This window comes from Holospora curviuscula, from assembly GCF_002930195.1.
In the GTDB taxonomy this organism is placed as follows: Bacteria; Pseudomonadota; Alphaproteobacteria; order Holosporales; family Holosporaceae; genus Holospora; species Holospora curviuscula.
This window is the reverse complement of sequence record NZ_PHHC01000142.1, coordinates 1-19,353: the sequence shown is the minus strand read 5'-3', so window position 1 is coordinate 19,353 and position 19,353 is coordinate 1. Positions and strand designations below refer to the sequence as shown.

Annotated in this window: 13 protein-coding genes and 2 pseudogenes; 9 read left to right on the top strand and 6 right to left on the bottom strand. The window is 36.5% G+C overall.

Translation table 11 applies throughout. The annotated features are described in order from the left end of the window. Positions 1–673 (top strand): annotated as a pseudogene (locus tag HCUR_RS09705) (IS5 family transposase); the annotation flags it as partial. 839 nt (positions 674–1,512) lie between these two features. Here HCUR_RS09705 and HCUR_RS07360 read toward each other — a convergent pair. Next, on the bottom strand, positions 1,513–2,394 hold the full coding sequence (locus HCUR_RS07360) for a hypothetical protein (RefSeq protein ID WP_104207429.1): 882 nt from the start codon (positions 2,392–2,394) through the stop codon (positions 1,513–1,515). A gap of 1,443 nt (positions 2,395–3,837) precedes the next feature. On the opposite strand from HCUR_RS07360, the gene HCUR_RS07970 reads away from it, so the two are divergent. The 3 genes from HCUR_RS07970 (at position 3,838) to HCUR_RS07345 (ending at position 5,706) form a co-directional block, all read left to right on the top strand. Next, positions 3,838–3,960: a hypothetical protein gene (locus HCUR_RS07970; protein ID WP_129591978.1), complete on the top strand. Its 123-nt coding sequence runs from the start codon at positions 3,838–3,840 to the stop codon at positions 3,958–3,960. A gap of 193 nt (positions 3,961–4,153) precedes the next feature. After that, a complete protein-coding gene (locus tag HCUR_RS10360) occupies positions 4,154–4,411 on the top strand; it encodes a hypothetical protein (protein ID WP_423751902.1) in 258 nt (85 codons plus the stop codon). Positions 4,412–4,539: 128 nt separating this feature from the next. Then, complete coding sequence (locus tag HCUR_RS07345; protein ID WP_104207427.1) at positions 4,540–5,706, top strand: hypothetical protein; 1,167 nt, start codon at positions 4,540–4,542, stop codon at positions 5,704–5,706. A gap of 866 nt (positions 5,707–6,572) precedes the next feature. On the opposite strand, the gene HCUR_RS07340 is transcribed toward HCUR_RS07345, so the two are convergent. Beyond that, on the bottom strand, positions 6,573–6,773 hold the full coding sequence (locus HCUR_RS07340) for a hypothetical protein (protein WP_104207426.1): 201 nt from the start codon (positions 6,771–6,773) through the stop codon (positions 6,573–6,575). Positions 6,774–7,822: 1,049 nt separating this feature from the next. Between HCUR_RS07340 and HCUR_RS07335 the strand changes: the two genes are divergently transcribed. Then, positions 7,823–8,422, top strand: coding sequence for a CvpA family protein (locus HCUR_RS07335; RefSeq protein ID WP_104207425.1), 600 nt, complete (start codon positions 7,823–7,825; stop codon positions 8,420–8,422). 63 nt (positions 8,423–8,485) lie between these two features. Next, positions 8,486–9,223 (top strand): tetratricopeptide repeat protein, encoded by a 738-nt coding sequence (locus HCUR_RS07330; RefSeq protein WP_104207424.1) that lies wholly within the window; start codon positions 8,486–8,488, stop codon positions 9,221–9,223. Positions 9,224–10,262: 1,039 nt separating this feature from the next. Here HCUR_RS07330 and HCUR_RS08890 read toward each other — a convergent pair. From HCUR_RS08890 to fabD, 4 genes and pseudogenes are all read right to left on the bottom strand, one after another. Continuing rightward, positions 10,263–10,451, bottom strand: a pseudogene (locus HCUR_RS08890) (IS5 family transposase); the annotation flags it as partial. A gap of 2,114 nt (positions 10,452–12,565) precedes the next feature. Next, entirely contained in the window at positions 12,566–13,624 is a 1,059-nt protein-coding gene (locus HCUR_RS07315; RefSeq protein WP_104207421.1) for a hypothetical protein, read from the bottom strand. Positions 13,625–13,889: 265 nt separating this feature from the next. Then, positions 13,890–14,846 carry a polyprenyl synthetase family protein gene (locus HCUR_RS07310; protein WP_207760993.1) on the bottom strand — a complete coding sequence of 319 codons (957 nt, stop codon included), beginning with the start codon at positions 14,844–14,846 and terminating at the stop codon, positions 13,890–13,892. Positions 14,847–14,850: 4 nt separating this feature from the next. Further along, on the bottom strand, positions 14,851–15,813 hold the full coding sequence (gene fabD, locus HCUR_RS07305) for an ACP S-malonyltransferase (protein WP_104207419.1): 963 nt from the start codon (positions 15,811–15,813) through the stop codon (positions 14,851–14,853). Between the two features lie 1,030 nt (positions 15,814–16,843). Between fabD and HCUR_RS07300 the strand changes: the two genes are divergently transcribed. From HCUR_RS07300 to HCUR_RS07290, 3 genes are all read left to right on the top strand, one after another. Beyond that, entirely contained in the window at positions 16,844–17,977 is a 1,134-nt protein-coding gene (locus tag HCUR_RS07300; RefSeq protein WP_104207418.1) for an ABC transporter substrate-binding protein, read from the top strand. A 108-nt stretch (positions 17,978–18,085) separates the two neighbouring features. Further along, the gene (locus HCUR_RS07295; RefSeq protein WP_104207417.1) at positions 18,086–18,694 is read left to right on the top strand and encodes a hypothetical protein; all 609 of its coding nucleotides are present in this window, start codon (positions 18,086–18,088) and stop codon (positions 18,692–18,694) included. Positions 18,695–18,757: 63 nt separating this feature from the next. After that, positions 18,758–19,353 (top strand): HAD family hydrolase (locus tag HCUR_RS07290; RefSeq protein WP_129591977.1); only part of this gene is annotated, 596 nt, incomplete at its 3' end.

The following is a 19,353-nucleotide window of genomic DNA, read 5'->3' as shown; positions in this document are numbered from 1 at the left end:
GCCTGGGCGAAAAGGTTCCTGGGAAGGTATCGTCCCTGATAATAGGCTTTTTATCAACGCCGTCTTTTGGATATTGCGCACTGGCGCACCCTGGAGAGATTTACCTCCTGGCTTATGGCCACTGGAAAAACACGCATCGACGCTTTTGCAGATGGCGGGACAAAGGCGTTTGGCAAGGGGTGTTAGAATCACTTGTGATGGAGCCTGATTTTGAGTGGCTCATGATTTGATGCAAGCCCTATCAAAGTACCCCCTCATGCAGCAGGAGCACTTGGTGGAAACCAAGCCATGGGACGAACAAAAGGGGGCTCAATTCCAAAATACATATAGCCGTAGATGCAACTGGTATGCCAGTGCGAATCCTTGTTACAGAAGATAGCACAGCTGATTGTACACAGGCTGAGGCTTTTATTGAGGGCATAAACGCCCAAGGTCTTTTAGCCGACAAAGGCTATGATTCAGATGCTGTACTAGACATGGCAAACAGTCAAAATATTCAAGCGGTGATTCCTGCAAAAAGGAATCGAAAAGAACAGCGCTTCTATGACAAAAAAATGCCTTCTTGCATCTTAAGCGATGGAGAGGCATCGCCACGCGATATGCCAAAAACAGCTCCTCCTTTCTTGCAGCCGCCCAAATACGCTGTCTTGCCCTTTGGCTCAATATCTCGTAACGACACTATCTAGTATTATCATGGATAATGCTACTTTCCATAAAGATAAAGCTACGCAGAAAATGAATTAAGGATGCTGGTCATACTTTACCTACTTCTTTATTCTCTTGAGCTTAATCCTATTGAGAAACAATCGATTCACGCTAAACAGATTAAATGTTCTACACATTGTTCAATTGAGGCGCTATTCTCTATAACCATTCATAGTGAGTTGGCTATAATATCTCTAATCACTGCTCATTCTATAAACAACGGAATTTTTTGCGCTCAATGAATAGGCCCTCAACTTCTTCAGAGGCTTTGGAATACTCCCTTCATTGCGCTTTGCTCCCTTTGCTATTGCACTAAATAGTTTCTTTTATTATTTTTTAGGAAGGCTGACCTTCTTCTTTTGGATGGCTTGCCATCGTAATAATCCTCTCACGATCAATGATATAAGAAATTTCTTGGCTATCTACTGTACTATATCGCTTAGTTCCAGATTTTTTTCACTTACATCCTACACTTATTTCCCACTGTATCCGTTTTTTAATGCTCTGATTTTCCAAAATAAAAAATTCCTGCTCTCGTTTGACCATTGTTTACACGGACCTCACTAACTAAAAAAATCTTTTGGAAGTGCGCTCCATTGACAGCTCGTCTTAAACAGATACAAAACAACACAGAAAACTTTATCTAAGTTTAATTTTTGAGGGGCTATTTTTCCAAAAAACCAAAAAAATAGGTTCCCTCAGCTCAAACTGTGTATATCTCAGCTTCCATTTACAATTTAAAAATGATAATTTAAGTAAATTACAGAAGACTTTGAACAGGTACTTATCGCTGAATCTGTTTAAAGCCTAATGTGTAATTCTAGCCTGTAGGGGTTGGGCTCTTTTAGTCTGTTCGGGGGAATACCCTTGTGGCTTATCTCCTGCAGTTTGAGAAGGGTATCCCTGCTGTGCAGGCCTCGTAGTTTTTTTGGAATACCCTTGTGATTGCGATACTGTAGCTTGGGACAGAGATCTTTGCTGTGAAGAAGCTTGGGTCTGTGGGGGATAGCCTTGAAACTGAGATCCTTGGGTTTGGAAAGGAAGGGCTTCTGGATCCATATCAATATTTTCTTCCTCTACAGATTCTTCATTCTGATCCTCATCCTGATACTGATAGGATGAAGGTACAGATTTAACTGATTGAGTTCTTGCACGCTTTTGAAGATTTTGAGCCCGCATCTCGGTCGCTGCATTGATGGCTCCTGAAATAGCATGCCCTCCCTGTCCTGTAGGTGCCCCTGTAACGCCTCCTACGGCTCCCAATCCTAGCGTCGCCAACGGCGTTATTGTATCCGCAACTTTGTCCACAGCTTTGTGCAAGCTTTTGAACTGAGATTGTGCAACACCTCGGCTTTTTTCTGACTTTGCTGCATTGGCTTCATCCAAAATGAGACCATGATCCTTGCAATACTTACGTGCTGCATTCATGTGCTCATCTCGAGGTCGACACCCACCGCTGGTGAGAGCAAAACAAGATTCTATTGGCTTATCGTACCACATCTTTTTTTTGCCTTGGGAGTCCATACACTGCACATTATACGGGGTTCCACATCGTGTACATCCTTTTCCTCCGGTGGTTACAATGTTTCCAATATATTTAGCAGTAGTGGAAAACGCATCAAATATGCCTGCGTAGCCTCTTTGGCTTTGAAGAAATATAAAAGCAACAATTAAAAACTTTATTTTCATTTTATAGTTTTTTTGTTTTAATAATAAAATAATTTAGTTAATTTAAAGATAAGATTAAAAAATAATAAAAATAGTCTCGTTTTAAAAAAAGCGCTTAATAAGCAGCAAATAAATATTAATTTACATAAAAAAATACTAGCAATTAATTAAATTTATGAGTTTGAATACAATTTACGCTCAAAAAATCATACATGATTCATGAAAAATAAAGTATTGGGTGTTTATTCCTCAATTATTACCGTAGATTTAATTAAGAAGCACTATCAAAGAACAAACCAAATGTACAAAAATACTAAAGAAGTACTCATGAATATGGAAAATATTACAATAATTTAACCAAAGGTAGGGTGTTTGATAGGCAATAAAAAATCGAAAAGGTGTATCATACTCTGCAATAGGGGCTATTTTCTTACTAGAAAAAGACTATAGTAAATCACTTTTCATTCGGTGCGTAACCATGGTAGAAAAAAAGGGAAAAATATCCACAAGCCTATGTAGAAACGGTTTAAGAATAAGTTACTTGCGCAAAAAAACAATACAAAAGGAATCATCAAAAGTATTTAAGGTGCACAACAATACAGTAAGTAGAGAAGAGAATGAATATAAGAATAAGAAAAAAAGAAAGTACCGTGCTAGAGAACCTATACAAAACTAGAATTATTTGGCAAAGACTAATGAAAATACTAAATTAAAGGATATTGGGGCTGCGTTTGCGATAAGTGAAGGATATGCTTGTAGCAGTATTAAAAAACCTAGAATTTAGCGATAAAAATTTTTTCTTTGGGAAAATGGAGGAATAAAAGCAAGATGGATATCTATAAATCATAAAAGACATACCGAAAAAAGTCTTGTATATATTGACGAAAGTGGTATTCATATGGCGAATTTGAAAGATAAAAGTTAGTGAAAAAAAACAGAAGCTGGCTTCTAAAAAGTGTTCTAATTATTAGAAAAAAACCTATAGCAAGTTCTGACGTAGTGAATGATCAATCTATAGCACTTACAATGGGTTTTGCAATACGAATCTTTTTAATCATTGGGAAGAACAGTGTTGAATTAAAGGACTAAATCCTAGACAAAAAGCAAGAGCGCTTATCCGATCTATTGGTTGAAAAACAATATTTTTATCCCCTTATTCACCAGATCTTAATTCTTATAAAGAAATTCTGGATTGATATGAAACGATGGATTAACCGTAACATTCTTCAATGTACTTAACTATAGCGCACTAATGATAGCATTATTGTAACAGAAGCAACGAGCATAATACTTAAAGCTATCGCATTTATTAGATTTTTGTGGTAAGGGTTTAGGAATTCAAAAGAAAGAAGGGGTGAGTTATGAAGACTCTGGTAGACGTTTTGGAATGGATAAGCAGACTATAAAGGGAGTGCGCGTTTAGAACCAAACTTAGTTCACTATAAGCTAGTCAGAATAATTGATATGGAATGTTTAGACTATGATATCAAGATGAATCCTGATACCTCTCAGTCAGAGCGAGCAGAGCGCTTTGGGGGTAGCTCTGTTAGCATTTTGAAAGCCTTAAGACGTCTTGGAGTTCGCTAAAAAAACTAAAGGCGGATCCAGAAAAAAGACCTGTATTGTGCCAAAAATGTGATGAATTACACAGAAAAGTTGATGAACGTGGAAATTTGTTCATGATATGCTAAGAACGCACGGGTATTCTGTAAAAGCGCAGCGTTGTTATGGAAAACAGGATTGGGGTGAGAAAGAAGAATAAATGTCTTTAGGCGCTTGAATGGGCTCTACTTTAGGGATCATTAGATTGCGTACGGGTTCTGTAGAAGTATTGACTTATTGGGTAAAGGAAATGGTACTCACCAATATCCCAAAAAATCCTGGTATTGTCATGGATAATGCTACTTTTCATAAAGGTAAAGCTAGGCAGAAAATGATTAAGGATGTTGGTACCTACCTCCTTATTCGTTTGATCTTAAGCCTATTGAGAAACAATGGGCTCACGCTAAACAGATATGACGTTCTACACATTCTTTAATTGACGCACTATTCTCTATAACTGTTTTAGAGTTAGTTTGCTATACATTTTTTAAAAAATGCAATCTTATTCTTGACATAAAGTTTTTTTGTGATAACGTATTTTTGCCATAAGAAAAAGATTTACAAATGAAAATACTAAAATTAACTTATTTAATGATTTTTGGATTATCAGTATTGAACACAAACTCATGGGGAATTCCACAGAACCAAAAAGAGCATCAAGGTATAGAGGAACAAGATCAGCAGTTAACCCCAGTACAACAGGAACTCCTTAAACAAGCCCAAGAATCTTTTGAGGATTTGGTGTATTTCCGTGGTTTACACTCGATGCCCATTTACATGCATTCTGGAGAAATATATGATAGAGCTGAGCGAGTTTTAACTATATTGGCTCAGACTATGATGCTTGCGCGCGCCCTAGCCCCATACTCCGACTCCGTCACACCAGAGGGAAAAAAAGAAATAAGTACAACTATATTACAAGCAGCTTTTGAAGAGCGAAAAGCGGTTGTATCACGAGATGAAAGAGATTATTTCCGTAGCTTAGATATCACCCATACACGTTTGGAAGAATCTAGAATAGCGCTAAAAAAGCTTGCTAGTGGATTTGGTGCTATTCCAGAAACCATCGATATAACTCCTTCAATGAATTTTCTCCACACCCTTTACCGATCGAACATTTTTCTTATGGATCAAGTGGCTGCTACGTGTCAGGCTAACTCTGTAGTTTCTGAAAATGCTATAATCGACTTATTTAATTATGCTTTCGCTCAAAAGCCCCCATTCAAAAACTCTGTTCTAAAACAAGATCCTCTTCCGCAAGGCGTACAAGATCCTTTTGTTGTTAGACGAAAAAAATTTGGTGCACAGATCGTTCGGATTCGCATTCGTAAAGGACTACAATCTTTTGCAAATCGCGCTAATTTTGCAAATAAAAATCTATTTAAGCCAAAAGAAGACTCTTCTTCTATAAGTAACAAAGAAATACTAATGCACCATAAAAGACTGGTTGGATTACTTCTAAGAAATGAGTTTACTGAGTTGAAAAAAATTCCTTTAGTAGATAATATTGCTTCCGAGTTAGTAGATTGTTGGTTTCACGGTCGTGAGAAGGTAGCTCAGGCGTATCGCGTGTTACAAAGTTTATTTTGTCCTATTATAAATCGTTCTACTATGCTTCTGCCTATGCATGAGGCAATCCAAAATATGCTTGTTTCTGGGCAAAATACACGAGATGAAACAAATAAAGCAAAAATTAAACAATATCTAACAGACTGGACTCAACAGTTTTGAACATTGTAATTTTTAATCTACTCGATAGTACTTTGGGGGAAGGATTCTTTAATCAAACTCAATATGTAGTTGAGTAAATTCTTGAACACCATACTAAGAATTCTCTAAGCTCCCAAAATTTAAACTAAAGACACTTCCACTTGTTGATATAATTAGTGTGAAGTGTTCTAATCTTAATAGTAAAAAATTGTATAAGTCCTGTGTTTTATAGTGTAGTTTTACTTAACTCATATGCCTCGGCGTTGCATATCATCTTAAAAAGTTTTCCTTTTTTTTAGTCGTAAGTGAGACCAAAGGACGCTCTATTTTCTTTTTATTAACATATAACAAGACTTTTTTTACTTTCAAAGATTAGTTCATGTGTTGGACCTGTTCTTCTCCTCTTTTTTTAAAGGCTTTTGTTGAGTGCACATTGTTTAACCCTCACAATACAGGCCTATTCTAAACTTATTTTTTATTTTATGGTAAACTAACTCTGATTAGGAAAAAAAACGCTATATTAAATCAAGTTAAAGTTAAAATCTGAGTATTAAAAAAATCCTGTACTCTATCACATTGAGTAACTTTATCCTTCATTCATAGTTTTGTATTAGCTCAAAATCTTTTTTATTGGGTTCAAATCAGAAGAATATAGTGGAAGAAAAAGACTACATCCAACAGATTTAATCTACTCTTTCGTCTTTTGAGACTTAGGAAATAAGGCATGGCCCATGATTACATCCTATTTAGGGTATAGTTCTTTTATTAAAAACGCTTCAACCCAAATTTCAAATCGTTTCCTATTACAAGTCTTATTGAACACTATTGGCGCTTTTTACTTATGATGACTATATCCAACTATAATAGTTATGCGCTCGTAATACTTTTCATTTTTTTTTACCAATAAGGTTCCCCCATTTTTTATCTTTACAAAGATTGATCTCAATGACACTTTCAGCACCATATATAAGAGGGTGAGGCGATATACCCTTTATATTTTCTTGATAAGCCCTACACTTTTTTTCATGTGCTTCCTCATACCTGTATCCTAAGTTACGAAGCCAATATAATGCATCCGTAGCACGCATACCAAAATACTCTCCCCTTTCAGATAAAATAAAATTAGTATTTTTGTTTATATCCTTTGCTATGTATTCGCTCTTTGCACTACCTTTTTTACTGCTTAGCTTCTTTTACTCAATCATTTCCTTCTGATTAATATATTTGATACTATTTCAAACTGGAATATTTTCGCTATAGGATCTAGGTATTTTGCTTTGCAAATAACGTATGCATATATAAACTTTACTTTAATTCGCTTTATAAGCACGTTGTATAATTTATGAAAATGTTTGATATTTCTTTGATCCATTGGTTCATATTGGTCTAAAATTTTTCTATAGAATTTAGATCTAAGACAGTAAAAGAATCACAAAACCTGCTACGGATTCTATAAATTTATTTTGGTTTCTTGGATTTATGAAAAGTGACAACATCGCAAACTAGGCCAGGGTATCGCTCTGTTATTAACACTTTGTTTACTAAAGTTTCAAAATAAAAAGTATTATCATGAAAAAAGTTAGCATCACTAGCTTTTTTGTCAATATATCCTATATCACAGTATTATTATCATAAACATCCCACACGTTCATAAATGAATAGACGTAGTGATTTTATTGAGCTTTTTATTCTCCAGAGGTTAACCCTATCTAGCTAAAATAAGCTCAGGCTAAAGAAAGAAGGTAAAAATCAGAGTTAGCATTAAGAAGTTATTTTAATACTTGTTAAATTCTATACTACACTCTTAAATTTTTTTAGAACCCAAGAAATGAAAGACTTGTTACGGTTCGACAACCGGTGGTTTTGTATTCAGTGGATCTTGTCTTATTTAAACTGTACCACATAAAATTCACCCAATAACTTCATTGCACTCTAGCATGAAAATTTATGCTAAAATATTGTCGTTATTGTTCTACCTCCTTTTCTTAAATAAGAAACCACTTATGGCTTGCAGGCGTAAAAAAAATCTGTTAGCCTAAAAAAAAGATGCGGGGCTTAATGGGTTAAGTGGTAGTCTCCATGCTCGGTATTTCAGAGTTCAAGTCCCTTTGCTTCGTATAAAAAAACTTTAGATTTTGTGAATAATTTTAATATTTTTGATGGACTTTTGTTGGCAGTAATTGGTTTTTCTGGACTTTTAGGATTTTTTCGGGGATTTGTAAAAGAAACACTAAGCTTATTAGCCTGGATTAGTGCCGGAATTTTATCTTGGAAGTACCATGAAGTACTGTGTCCTCTTTGGAGTAGGTGGATCCAGTCTCCTACTTTATTAAAAACGGTGTGCTATTTAAGTGTATTTTTGGGAACGCTTATTGTTTTTTTGTGTCTTATACAATGGGTTGCTTTAAAAATTCATACCAGCATAGTTCGTAGTGTGGATGCATTGTTAGGAGGAGTGTTTGGAATCACTCGAGGAGTAGTGATAATTTTAAGCGTGTACACGGGATCTTTGTTTTTTGTTGCACCCAATCAGCAACCGGAAATTATTCAGACGTCTCAAAGTGAAAAGTGGTTAAATCGAGGAGCTATTTTATTGGAATCCTTACTGCCAGAAAAAATAAAAAACATCAATTTTATTCAGAGTGTAAAATTATTGTTAAAAAATATAAAAGATGCCAGTACACTAACAGACCCTTTATTGTCCCCTCAAGAGATCAATACGAAAACACCCTCATAAAATTTTGAGATGTAGAGACGCTTTTGATACACTGATGAAGTAATTACAAACTTATTTAGCGGAATGATTATTTTACGATTTTTTTCTCTTTGTCTATACGGCCTGTTCAGCTTCAGTGCGAATTCGGCTCCTCTTCCTTCTCCCATAGAAGTGGTATTACATCGATTAGGAGAATTGGAAGATCGTTGCAAGGCATTAGAAGAACAGTGCCTAAACTTGCAACAATCTTTAGATACTTTGCGTGGTCAAAAAAATCTAAACGTAGCGTCTAAAGAAGCTCAAGAAGAATTTGATCAACAATTATTTACCTTTTCTCCTTCAGATCCTGCTTCAAACTCAAAGAATTTGAGTGACGTTACCCGGTATCTCAAAGACGGAGAGACAAATCGAGCCATCACGCTTTTAGATTATTTTATCCACAAAAATCATCATCCCCTTAAAGCGCAGGCTTTGTACTACAAAGGATTAATTTTTATGCATCAAAAAAAATATGATCAAGCAGATGGAGTATTTTCCACTGCATATCTTTATCTTAAAACCCAATCTAAAACACTAATTCCTACCACTAAAATACAACAAGAACGAAAAGACCTATTTCCTATACAAATCCTTCTTCGATCTGCAGAGTGCTTACGATGTTTAGGTAGACCAAGTGAAGCAATGTTTGTATGCGAAGAGATTAAAAGAAATCTACATAAAATTCCCGTACATTATCATAAAAAAATTACGGAAAAACTTCAGCTTATAATGGCGCCTCTCAAGGATAAATATCCAAACAGTTTGAAAGGGAAGTCAAGATAAAAAACGTCCTATCTTATGTGGTATAAAAAATATTAGGAAAAGAACAAGATGTAAACCCTCCATCTTTATCATCTTTAGAAATGATTATGCTAAGTAGTGCATTATAGTATCTGCGTAACACTCAAAGTCTAAAAAGAAACAGAAGTACAGCTTCTTACGTATCATCAAAAAACATCTAACCGTCACTGAGATCTTTTTAAATTTTGTTTTACTAGAAAGTAGAAAAAATTTGTTAATAAGGTGTTTTTGGAGCCCTCAAACTGACGTTTTTGGCCAAAGTATTGCTGAAACAAGGGTCATAAACAATACTCTACACCTGTTTTTTTGTGATGAGACAAAGAAGCTTTTACCTGAAATGCTGATAATTTCCCCTGATTATGAAGGGTTTAAAGGATTCTGGAAGCCCAAATCACGGTATATTTTTAAGTACCAAAGTGAAAAATCAAGATATGCTCAGGTCGAAAAGGAGCGAAAACTAGGATACATTTTATCATTGATGGGTTTAGTCCTCTTTCGGTCAGAATGAGTGTTACAGAGTGTACCTGTTCTGATTACTAAAGTTTCAAGCTCTGTCGGAGAACATAAAAGTAAGAAAGAGGTGTTATAAATTTTCTAAAAAAGAGGATTGATGGGGTCTTTCCTCATATCGCCTTACGCTTTAAGCGGATCTAGGAAAATTTCAAATAACCTCTATCGGTACCTATCTTGTTTCTCATTACACTGAAAACGCTACAATCCAGTGTCTTTTCCGTCAGACAAAAGTCATAAAACCACTTGGCTGCATTACTATCTCCCCACTTAAGAAACAGTCAGGTAAACCATTTTTCTAACCTATTGAGCATTATTTTAATGAAGGCTAGCGGAATAAACGCTTTGGCTGATGAAGTAGACTTCTCATAATCTTTGGATAACCTTCTAAAATGACCTAACTAAGCAAATGAACGCCCTACAAGCTATCGCCTTGCTGGACCTTAACCCTCTTAGTGTGCTCTGCATGTTTTACAATATTAAGCAAAACCCTTTGCGTATGAAGATAACCCTACTGGTGGAGATGAACTTGATATTCTTGATGCGCTAAAATGCTCACCAGCCTTGGAAATTTTTCTTTTAAGCCAAATAATACTTTTTTGGAAAACTTGCGATCATGAGGCCTAGCACTGTGCACATCACCATTTAGCGAATAGCCCAAGGTGTTAACCCCTAGATGTCTTTTTCTACCCGCCACTTTCTTTCTTCTATCTCTTCATTGTTTAACAGAGCGTGGGTTAACGCTCTGGCCATCCATGATTCCTATGCTAAAACTTTGCTCTTTGCTCCTCTTCATTCTGAGGATATTGCTGAGTTTATCCATCAATGCTTGAATTATATTTCTATGCTTTAGCCTGTTAAAGTCATTCAATGCTCTCTTCCATGGCCCAAAATTTTTAGGGAGATCCCTCCAAAATAGCCGTTTTTTTCATATAAACTATTCCGTTCTATACCAGCCTAGCATCTTTAGGCGCGGCCTTCTTTTGCTTCTCTTTTCTTTTGGTGATCTATTGTTCTATGACTTTCCACGCTTAGTTTTTTAGATTAATTGTATAACTTTTGGATATCTCTCACCTCTCTGTAATAATCCTATACTTTATTCCTACTATTTTAATCTTTTACGTGACTGGTTATTAGTCTTTTATGAATGTAATAACAAGCTCTTGAATAAGCCCTTAATTCCGTAGTCTTTATAAGTGGACTCAATCCTTAATAATTTAATCTCTTACTTTCGGAAAGTCGAACACTCTATAGCACTTCCTACATGATGATCCAAATTCACATTGCTTAACTAGGCACTATTTTTTCCTATCTTATATTTTTCTTTAATCCATAAGCCTGATATAATTTTGTAATTCTATTCTTAATCCATCATCGGTTCATATGAGGCTAGAATTTTTCTATAGGATTTAGATCGGGTGAATAAAGGAATAAAAATATTATTTTTCAGTCAACAGATGTGATGAGCGCTCTTGTCTTTTGTGATTTATGTAATGAGGTATTATCCATAATTGTTTTACACAATTATTAAAAAGATTTGTATTGAAAGACCTATTAAAACCCATGGATTCTATAGATTAATTATTCACTAAGCCAGCTATACTGTGGGTTTGTTTAGAATATGTACTGCGCTTTTCTCTTTTTTTATCCAATCATCTATCCTTGTAACTCTCCATATTAATCCTATATACAAGTGATTTTTTTCTTGGAGCTAAAAGAAGGTTAATCTGTTTAGCAGAAAATAATTCTAGCATGGCTGAAACATGATCACGATTAATTCTAGTGGTAGTCCTTAGGTGAGGGGCCAACCAAACCATTCTTCGCACAAGAGATATGTCGCGAAAAGTATTCCATTCATCATTAGAAAGATTCATAATCCAGGTACGGCTATTAGAGCCATGATACGAAAACCAATCAACTTGGAAAAGCCCTGCATCTCAAAAGCATTGCACAATAGGGAGTCTCACTTTAACCTAGGAGTCTCCAACGTGTGAAATGGTTTCAGCATACCCGTGGGGAAATGCTAGAAAACGTTTGTGCTGAGCAAAAGATAATTTTCAGACTTATTTCTTGGATTTGAAAGTATGTTCAGGTGTGTAACTTTAAGATACCATCTGGGCAATTCTGGAACACGTTTTTGTGGAAGACCTGGATTCGGCTGGAAAAATTGTTTCTCCTGGGGATCTGTATTTTACTGAAGAAGTTGTTCTTTCTGGAGGAGTGTCTTTTATAAGTTTTTCCTCTTCTAACTCTAATTAGTAAAGATTACTGTAAAAAGTAGTAAAAGTCTTAAATTTTTTATAACTTAACTTAAAAATAAATTTACTACAAAAGCATAATTAAAATATATTACCTTGTCAATCACAGTCAATCAAGAATTCTTATTTCAATCTCCTGAACTTTATCGATATAAAGTGTATCAGAACAAAGCCTAGAAAGGTATCCTAGGAATCCAATACCTGTTTTATTTACCTTCTGGTACAGATTAGGAAATATTTTAGATAGCGCATTTTTTTCTATGGTATTGCGTATGTCATGATTTAAGGATATATGACCTAAAAATAATATTTTTTCATTACGCTTAAGGCACCGCTTTATAAATCTTTTTTGATGCGCAATACATGACGGAGAGTATATAATATCTTAGTGATTTATATATCTTCCAAATTTATCTTTGATCATACGACTCGACACGATATATCCTCTATTGTCTGTAGAAAGAGGGTATACCTATTAGTATTCCGTCAAAATAAAGAACGTGTGATCCTGTAGGAGTGTGGATCTTGTCAACACCCCTAGACATATTAAAGACGTCTATTCAGATTGCTCTTTAAATATTTTTGGATACATATAACGCAATCTCTCGTCATTATTTAAAAATTTGTAAAATTCTGTATCGTTAAGGCTGCGGAAGTTTTCAAGAAAAGAGTCACTCAACTGTATAAGTTGCTTAACGTCTGAAACTGCGCTTAATTCTATTCCTGGTTGTATGTTTTCTCTTGGAGCTAAAAGAAGGTTAATCTGTTTAGCAGAAAATTTTAGAATTTTTGGCCACTCATTATAATCAAATTTAATAAACTTACTTCTGCTTTCATGCTGCATCTGTACAAAAGTCTCAAAGTCTTTATCCGTAAACTTGGAAACTTCTTTAAGTAAGTTCTGACGTAATGTCATGATTGCTTCAACGTCTTCACGTATTCCTACTCCTTGAATTCCTTTTGGTGTTATTTTTTTTCTTGGAGCTAAAAGAAGGTTAATCTGTTTAGCAGAAAATAATTCTAGCATGGCTGAGACATGATTACGATTAATTCTAGTGCTAGTCTTTGGGTGAGGGGCCAATAAAACCATTCTTCGCACAGGGGATATGTCGCGAAAAACATTCCATTCATCATCAGAAAGATTCATAATCCAGATACGGTTATTAGAGTCATGGCACGCAAACCACTCAATTTGAAAAAGCCCTGCATCTAAAAAGCGTTTCACAACGGAGAGTCTTACTTTACTCCCTGAGTCTCCCAATTCTGAAATGGCGTTAGCATACCCGTAGGGAAGTGCTAGAAAACGTTGCTGCTGAGTAAAAGATAATGCTTCAAAGTCATTGCTTGGATTTGAAAGCATGTTTAAGTGTGTAACTTTATTAGGACCCCAGCTGGGCGATGCTGGAACACGTCGCTGCGGAACACCTAGATACGGCTGGGCAAATTGTTCCTCCTGGGGAGCTGGATTTTGCTGGAGAAATTGTTCCTCCTGGGGAGCTGGATTTTGCTGGGGGATTTGTGCCTTTTTAGGTTTTCTTCCCCTAGCTCCAATTACAGTGTTTGAAGTAAGGACTGCCGTAAAAAGTAGTAAGAATTTTAAAGTTTTCGTTATCAAATCAAAAAAAAATTTTGCTCTTAAATATAAAATAAATTTTATTACCTTGTCAAGCTCGGTGAGTCAGCAATTCTTATTTTGGCCTCCTACGCTTTATAGGTATGGAGTTTTCTAGAACACAGCCTAGAAAAGTACCCCAGGAATCGAATACTTGTATGCCGAGTACATTGAATGGTTCTTGAAAAAATTCTATTCTATCGTTAAAACATGATTTCAGCTCTTGATTTTATTACATAGCAGAAATTCAAAAATTTTCTCATCTTTACTAAGAAAAGGAAAAAAACTGCATTAAAGGATCAATAGACTCTAAAAGCCAATATTCTTGGAGCTGCTCATATATACTTATTTTATGTTCTTGAATCTTTTTTCTACCATAACAGGGAATATTATGGTACACCATTAGTTCATAGATATGATGTGCATGCTCTAATGTGGGACGATTCCACCAAGTCTTAATGGTATATTGAGTTTCCAACGAAACCCGTTCTCTTAGCCACAACAGGGGCGCAGTTATGCGAGATTGAAAAAAATCCTGAAATCGTTGCTTATCTTTTCTAGTACTCATATAATCTTGAAGATCATCTTGAAGCTGGTAACAAAAGCCTACTGATTTTCCGTAAGATTCTAAAAGAATTGCGCGGGAGTCCTGGATACAAAAAATTTCACACACAGCTTTTGCTGTGGCAGAAAAAAGAGAGGCAGTCTTTTGCAGCGCAATCTGTTCGTACTCTTCTATTCCCTGGGACCAAGACATAAGCTCTTCTTGTATCTGTCCCCGAGTCATTTCAGTGACTGCGCGTTGTATAATAGAGAGGAGCCCAATATGGTTCGCGTCTACAAGATATCGTAATGCAATGCTTAAGAGGTAATCCCCCAATAAAATTGCCTTACGCTGTCCCCAGGCATGATAAAAACAAGGGCGATACCGTCGTGTTTCCCCCAAGTCGAGTACATCATCGTGAAGTAAAGAAGCCATATGCACGCACTCGATTGCCTTGCATAATGCCATAATTTCTGGATGCTCCAAAGGATCTTGGGAAAACAGAAACGCTATGGTTAACCCTAACTTAGGACGCAACGCTTTTCCTGCCGGCCAAAGCGCGTCACTTAACAAAGGGCTTAATTCAGAACACCCTAAATGTACTTCTTGAAACAATTCTAGACGCATGCGCAACAGCGCTTTATCAATATAGTGTTGAACTTGCACTGTTTCCCTACACATCCTCTTAAAGATTCGGCATAGCACGGGCAGAAGGAACCATGGTGGCATGCATCCAGGCTTCCAGAACAGGTAGATCTCCTAAACTTGTTGCAGAGACTGAATCTAAAGTTTTCCGTACTAATCCTGTCAAAGTTGCTCCTGGTCCCAGTTCTAAATAGTACTCTGCGCCTAGTCTGTGTAATGTTTGAAGGGTCTCTCTCCAGCGCACGGGGTGTGTGAGATGATGAATTAACTGTAGTTTAATGGACTCAGGATCATGTTGCAGTGCAGCAGAAACATTGGTGATTACCGGAATGGATGGAGAAGAAAAACTGACAGGCTTTAAGTAATGAGAAAAGCGTTCTGCCGCTAGATTCATAAAAGAGCTGTGAAATGGACCGCTCACCTGAAGCAGGATGCAGCGCGCACCTTGGGCTTGAGCAAGTGTCAAAATACGATGAACGCTATCTTTTTTTCCACTAATCACCACTTGCCCCGGACAATTATCATTGGCCAACTCTACCTGTCCTTCTCCATAACGCTGAAGTAATTCATGAATATTTTCAAGAGAGAGCTTTAAAATGGCTGCCATAGCGCCATCTTGAACCTGAGCCATCGCTTGACACCGGGCCTGAATATGCGCAAGGCCTTCTTGAAAAGAAAAACATCCTGAAGCATATAATGCACTGTATTCTCCCAAAGAATGCCCTGCCACCCAGCCAATAGAAAGATCCGCTAATCCACAATGCTGATGGACGACGTCAAACAATCCAGCACTTAAGGCAAACAGTGCGGGCTGCGCCCACTGAGTGTGCATCAGCGTTTCCCAAGGACCATGCCACATGATTTGAATAAGAGATTGGCCTGTATACGCAAAAAATTCATCTGCCTCTTCACATCGCGCCTTAATGATAGGAAAACGGTGAGCCAATGTTTGCCCCATTCCCACACACTGAGCACCCTGTCCAGGAAATAACAATGCAATCATACTGTTCCTCTGGCTTTATTGGATATACGCATTATACATTATTGTTTTTTTAAATATAAGCGCATTCCTCTTTTAACGGCAGACCTATATATAAAAATTTTTGAGGCACTTAACTAAAGAACGATAAGAAGAGAGTGATGAAATTAAGAACCTTTTAAGGAGTTTTCTGGAAGATATGAAAAAGCTTTCAAGAATGGTGAACTTGATCCAAACTACGGCTTGAAGCATTTATTTTTCTTTTAAACTCGATGAGATGATGGCGAATATCATTGTTGGTTTACTCAATAGATATACGTTAAATGTTTACCAAAAAAGTATGGTACAATACGAAAAGCCCTCTTGGGTATAAAAACACACGCATTACTATCAATTTTATAAATAAACTACTTTAACCTTTTTTCAGAATAATCACAGAGATTCTATTTGAGAGGGTGACGTGTAGGCCCGAGAAATTTTTTTTCTATGCACATAATTAATATATTCCGTCCCTCTACACACCCTTTGCGGAGCTTGCTTCAGGCTTCTCCACCGGATCCGAAGCAGAGCGAATCTATTGAATGATAGCTTGCACAAAACTTTTAAAAATCTTTGTCACACTTGACATTGAAACGCCACAATTGGCATACAAAAGATCCTTTCTTAACCTTCGAAGCACAGAATCCACACTGCGAAGGTTTTTGGGTGTATAATTCGCATCTGCACTCTCCCTATCCATCGCACTGAAAGCCGCGGATATAGTGGTCAGATTTTCTGTAATGCTTAGAGAAATATTGCTTGCAACAAAGTTTGTTTAGGGGGTCTAAATCAATTTCATTTTTGTACTTTATTCTGAACCCGTTCTTTAGTTCAATGTCTCCAATTTTTTTAATAGAAGTCAAGTCATTGATTTATCTGTAAATCCATTCTGGGTACTGAATCTTAGTAAAGGGTACTTATGCTAAATTGTTCTCTAGATCCATGTCTTTTTCACGTTGTTGTAAAGGAGAAATTTTGCTAATATGAATAAAAGAATGACAGTCATGGTCTTTCTATGCCAAGTAAATGTTTAACTGTTTCCTCTTTATTGATGATACTTCTCCTTTTAGGGTGTACATCTCGTAAGAAAATATTATATATTTACGGTTGGGCAGGATATTTTCCACCAGAGCTTCTAAAAGCATTCCAAGAAGAAACAGGTATAGAAGCGATCTATGATACCTATGAAAGTGAAGAAATTTTAGAAACAGATTTGTGTATGGAGAATAGCTACGATGTGGTGATCATTACTGCATGGCCCTCCTTTGCGCGCACAACGAAAGCAAAACTCTTTCATCCGCTATCTAAGGAGCTTATTCCAAATTTCAAGTACATTGATCCTACATTTCTTGCACGCATTTCTCGTATTGATGTAAATCATCGTTACGGTGTGCCCTACCTATTTGGATCCGTAGGCTTAGGGCTTAACCTAGAGAAAGTTTCTGACATACCTTTAAAAGAAATAGCCACCTGGGGCCTTGTATTTGATCTTACCCTAGTTAAGCTTCTCTCATCTCGTAGAATTTATCTTTTAGATAACGCAAAGGATGTATTTCAGGCCGTCTTGCTTTACCTGGGAAAAAATCCTTGTAGTACCGATAAGGGTGTATGGAGGCAAGCCTATGATTACCTTAAAAAAATTCGCCCTTTTATAACACGTTTTCAAAATGCTCGTCAAGAAGACAACCTTCTAGCACAAGAAGCTGCAGTACTCCAGGGGTTTTCAGATAATATTGCGCTTGCCTCTTTTCAAGGCAGACACTATCGACCGTTAATCAATATTGCTTACGTGGTGCCTAAAGAAGGAGTAATGATGACCGTGGACATGATGGCTATTCCAAAACGTGCGGCGCATGTGGAAGCAGCGCATAAATTTATTAACTTCGTCTTAAGGCCTCAAAACATGGCCGCTATTAGTAATCGATTAAAAACTGCCAACACTTCTTCACATTCTCATCCGTGGATTTTACCAGAGCTTTTAAAAAATAAAGAAATTTTTCCCAGTAAAGAAACGCTTAAAAAGTTTCATGGAGATTTTCTTCCATCCATAGAATTGACGCGCTATATTTCCGATCTATGGCTAAACTTGATGGAAGAGGGAAGTGCTGATCTTCCCGTTTTGGACAGTGTTGCTCCTAACTCTTTGTAAACGCTCTTCTTTACTACAGTTAAATAAATAGGCTTCAAACCCGTGTTGAAAATAAATGCTTTATATGCTATGGCTTTAGTATTATAATTTAATTAGGAAATGTTAATCATGAAAAACTTCAACCTTATCTATATACTGTGTTCTTTTTTAATTCTTTTTTCATTAGAAGCAACAAGTGGAAGGGGTGCTAAAAGTAAAAACCAAAGTGAAGAAAACAATCAAGATCAGCAATTTCAAGAACTTTCAAAGTGTTTAAAAAATCTTAAACTAAATAAAAAAATAAGAAAAAATAAATATACGAAGGAGTACAAAAAAATCGAAGGATATGAAGCTGATGCAGTAAGAGAAGAAATTTCTGATCGGTTTTCAGTACTTATTCTAAATACTTTTCAGAACGATCCTAGAATAACCGCTAAGATTAAAAAGGAAGACCTTGAAAAACTTGTGGATTTTTATAGGTTGTGTTACTCTTGCGCTGCTCACACTGATAGATTAAAAGAAGCTCTAGAACAATTACAATCGCCCAATCCACTTAATGTTCCAGTATTTCACGAGATGATTGTAAAGAACTTAATTCCTCTTGTAGGAGAAATCATGGAAGATTGCCCAGAGATTTCTTCTAAAGAAATTATGGATTGTGTAAGACACTCATTTTCTATCAGTCCAGTACTGCACAATGGGTTTACGCGTACTCCTCGCCGCGACCGGTTTTCATGATATTTAAATGAAAAAAATTATCTTGAATGAAGTACACGACTTCTTTGGTTAAGGCCTAATAAGATGCGCTCCCTTTTGAAACCATCTTGGATCTTTTTAGACTTTGATAATACATTGATGGGCACAGAGTGTCTTACTACGGCGTCTTTAGTAAATCGTTTTAATGCGATATATGGAACCTACATAAAGCATCCTTTGACTTGTCAATGCTTTGAGGTTCGCTTTCAGGGTAAGACAAGGCAGTCACTCTGTGAAAGCCTTTCAGATTACTTCAACATTTATGTTGACTATGAGGTGTTGTACGAATCAAGGGCACAGGATGTGGTGACTGCTTTTCGAGAAAATTTAGTGGAGATGGCACCTGATGTAATTGAGACACTCAATGAGGCTCATAAATATTACGAATTAGCGTTAGTTACCAACAGTACTTTGCACCAAATATTTTCAGCAATGCGCTGGGCCAGTAATGGAAGAGGTTCAGAACTTGCTCAACTCTTTGGGACTTCATTTTTTGAATCTGGCACTATCCCTAAACCCAAACCAGACGTCTATCTTTATGCGATGCACCAGCTTAACGCGACACCGCAGCAGTGTATCGCGGTGGAAGATAGCATTCCAGGCGCTAGTGCTGCAATAAGCGCGGGCATTAAAACTTTTGG

Bases quoted from the DNA above. Each gene is read 5' to 3' on its own strand.
- HCUR_RS07360 (WP_104207429.1), bottom strand. From the start codon at position 2,394: ATGAAAATAAAGTTTTTAATTGTTGCTTTTATATTTCTTCAAAGCCAA.
- HCUR_RS07970 (WP_129591978.1), top strand. From the start codon at position 3,838: ATGGAATGTTTAGACTATGATATCAAGATGAATCCTGATACCTCTCAG.
- HCUR_RS10360 (WP_423751902.1), top strand. From the start codon at position 4,154: ATGGGCTCTACTTTAGGGATCATTAGATTGCGTACGGGTTCTGTAGAA.
- HCUR_RS07345 (WP_104207427.1), top strand. From the start codon at position 4,540: ATGAAAATACTAAAATTAACTTATTTAATGATTTTTGGATTATCAGTA.
- HCUR_RS07340 (WP_104207426.1), bottom strand. From the start codon at position 6,773: ATGCGTGCTACGGATGCATTATATTGGCTTCGTAACTTAGGATACAGG.
- HCUR_RS07330 (WP_104207424.1), top strand. From the start codon at position 8,486: ATGATTATTTTACGATTTTTTTCTCTTTGTCTATACGGCCTGTTCAGC.
- HCUR_RS07310 (WP_207760993.1), bottom strand. From the start codon at position 14,846: ATGTGTAGGGAAACAGTGCAAGTTCAACACTATATTGATAAAGCGCTG.
- fabD (WP_104207419.1), bottom strand. From the start codon at position 15,813: ATGATTGCATTGTTATTTCCTGGACAGGGTGCTCAGTGTGTGGGAATG.
- HCUR_RS07300 (WP_104207418.1), top strand. From the start codon at position 16,844: ATGCCAAGTAAATGTTTAACTGTTTCCTCTTTATTGATGATACTTCTC.
- HCUR_RS07295 (WP_104207417.1), top strand. From the start codon at position 18,086: ATGAAAAACTTCAACCTTATCTATATACTGTGTTCTTTTTTAATTCTT.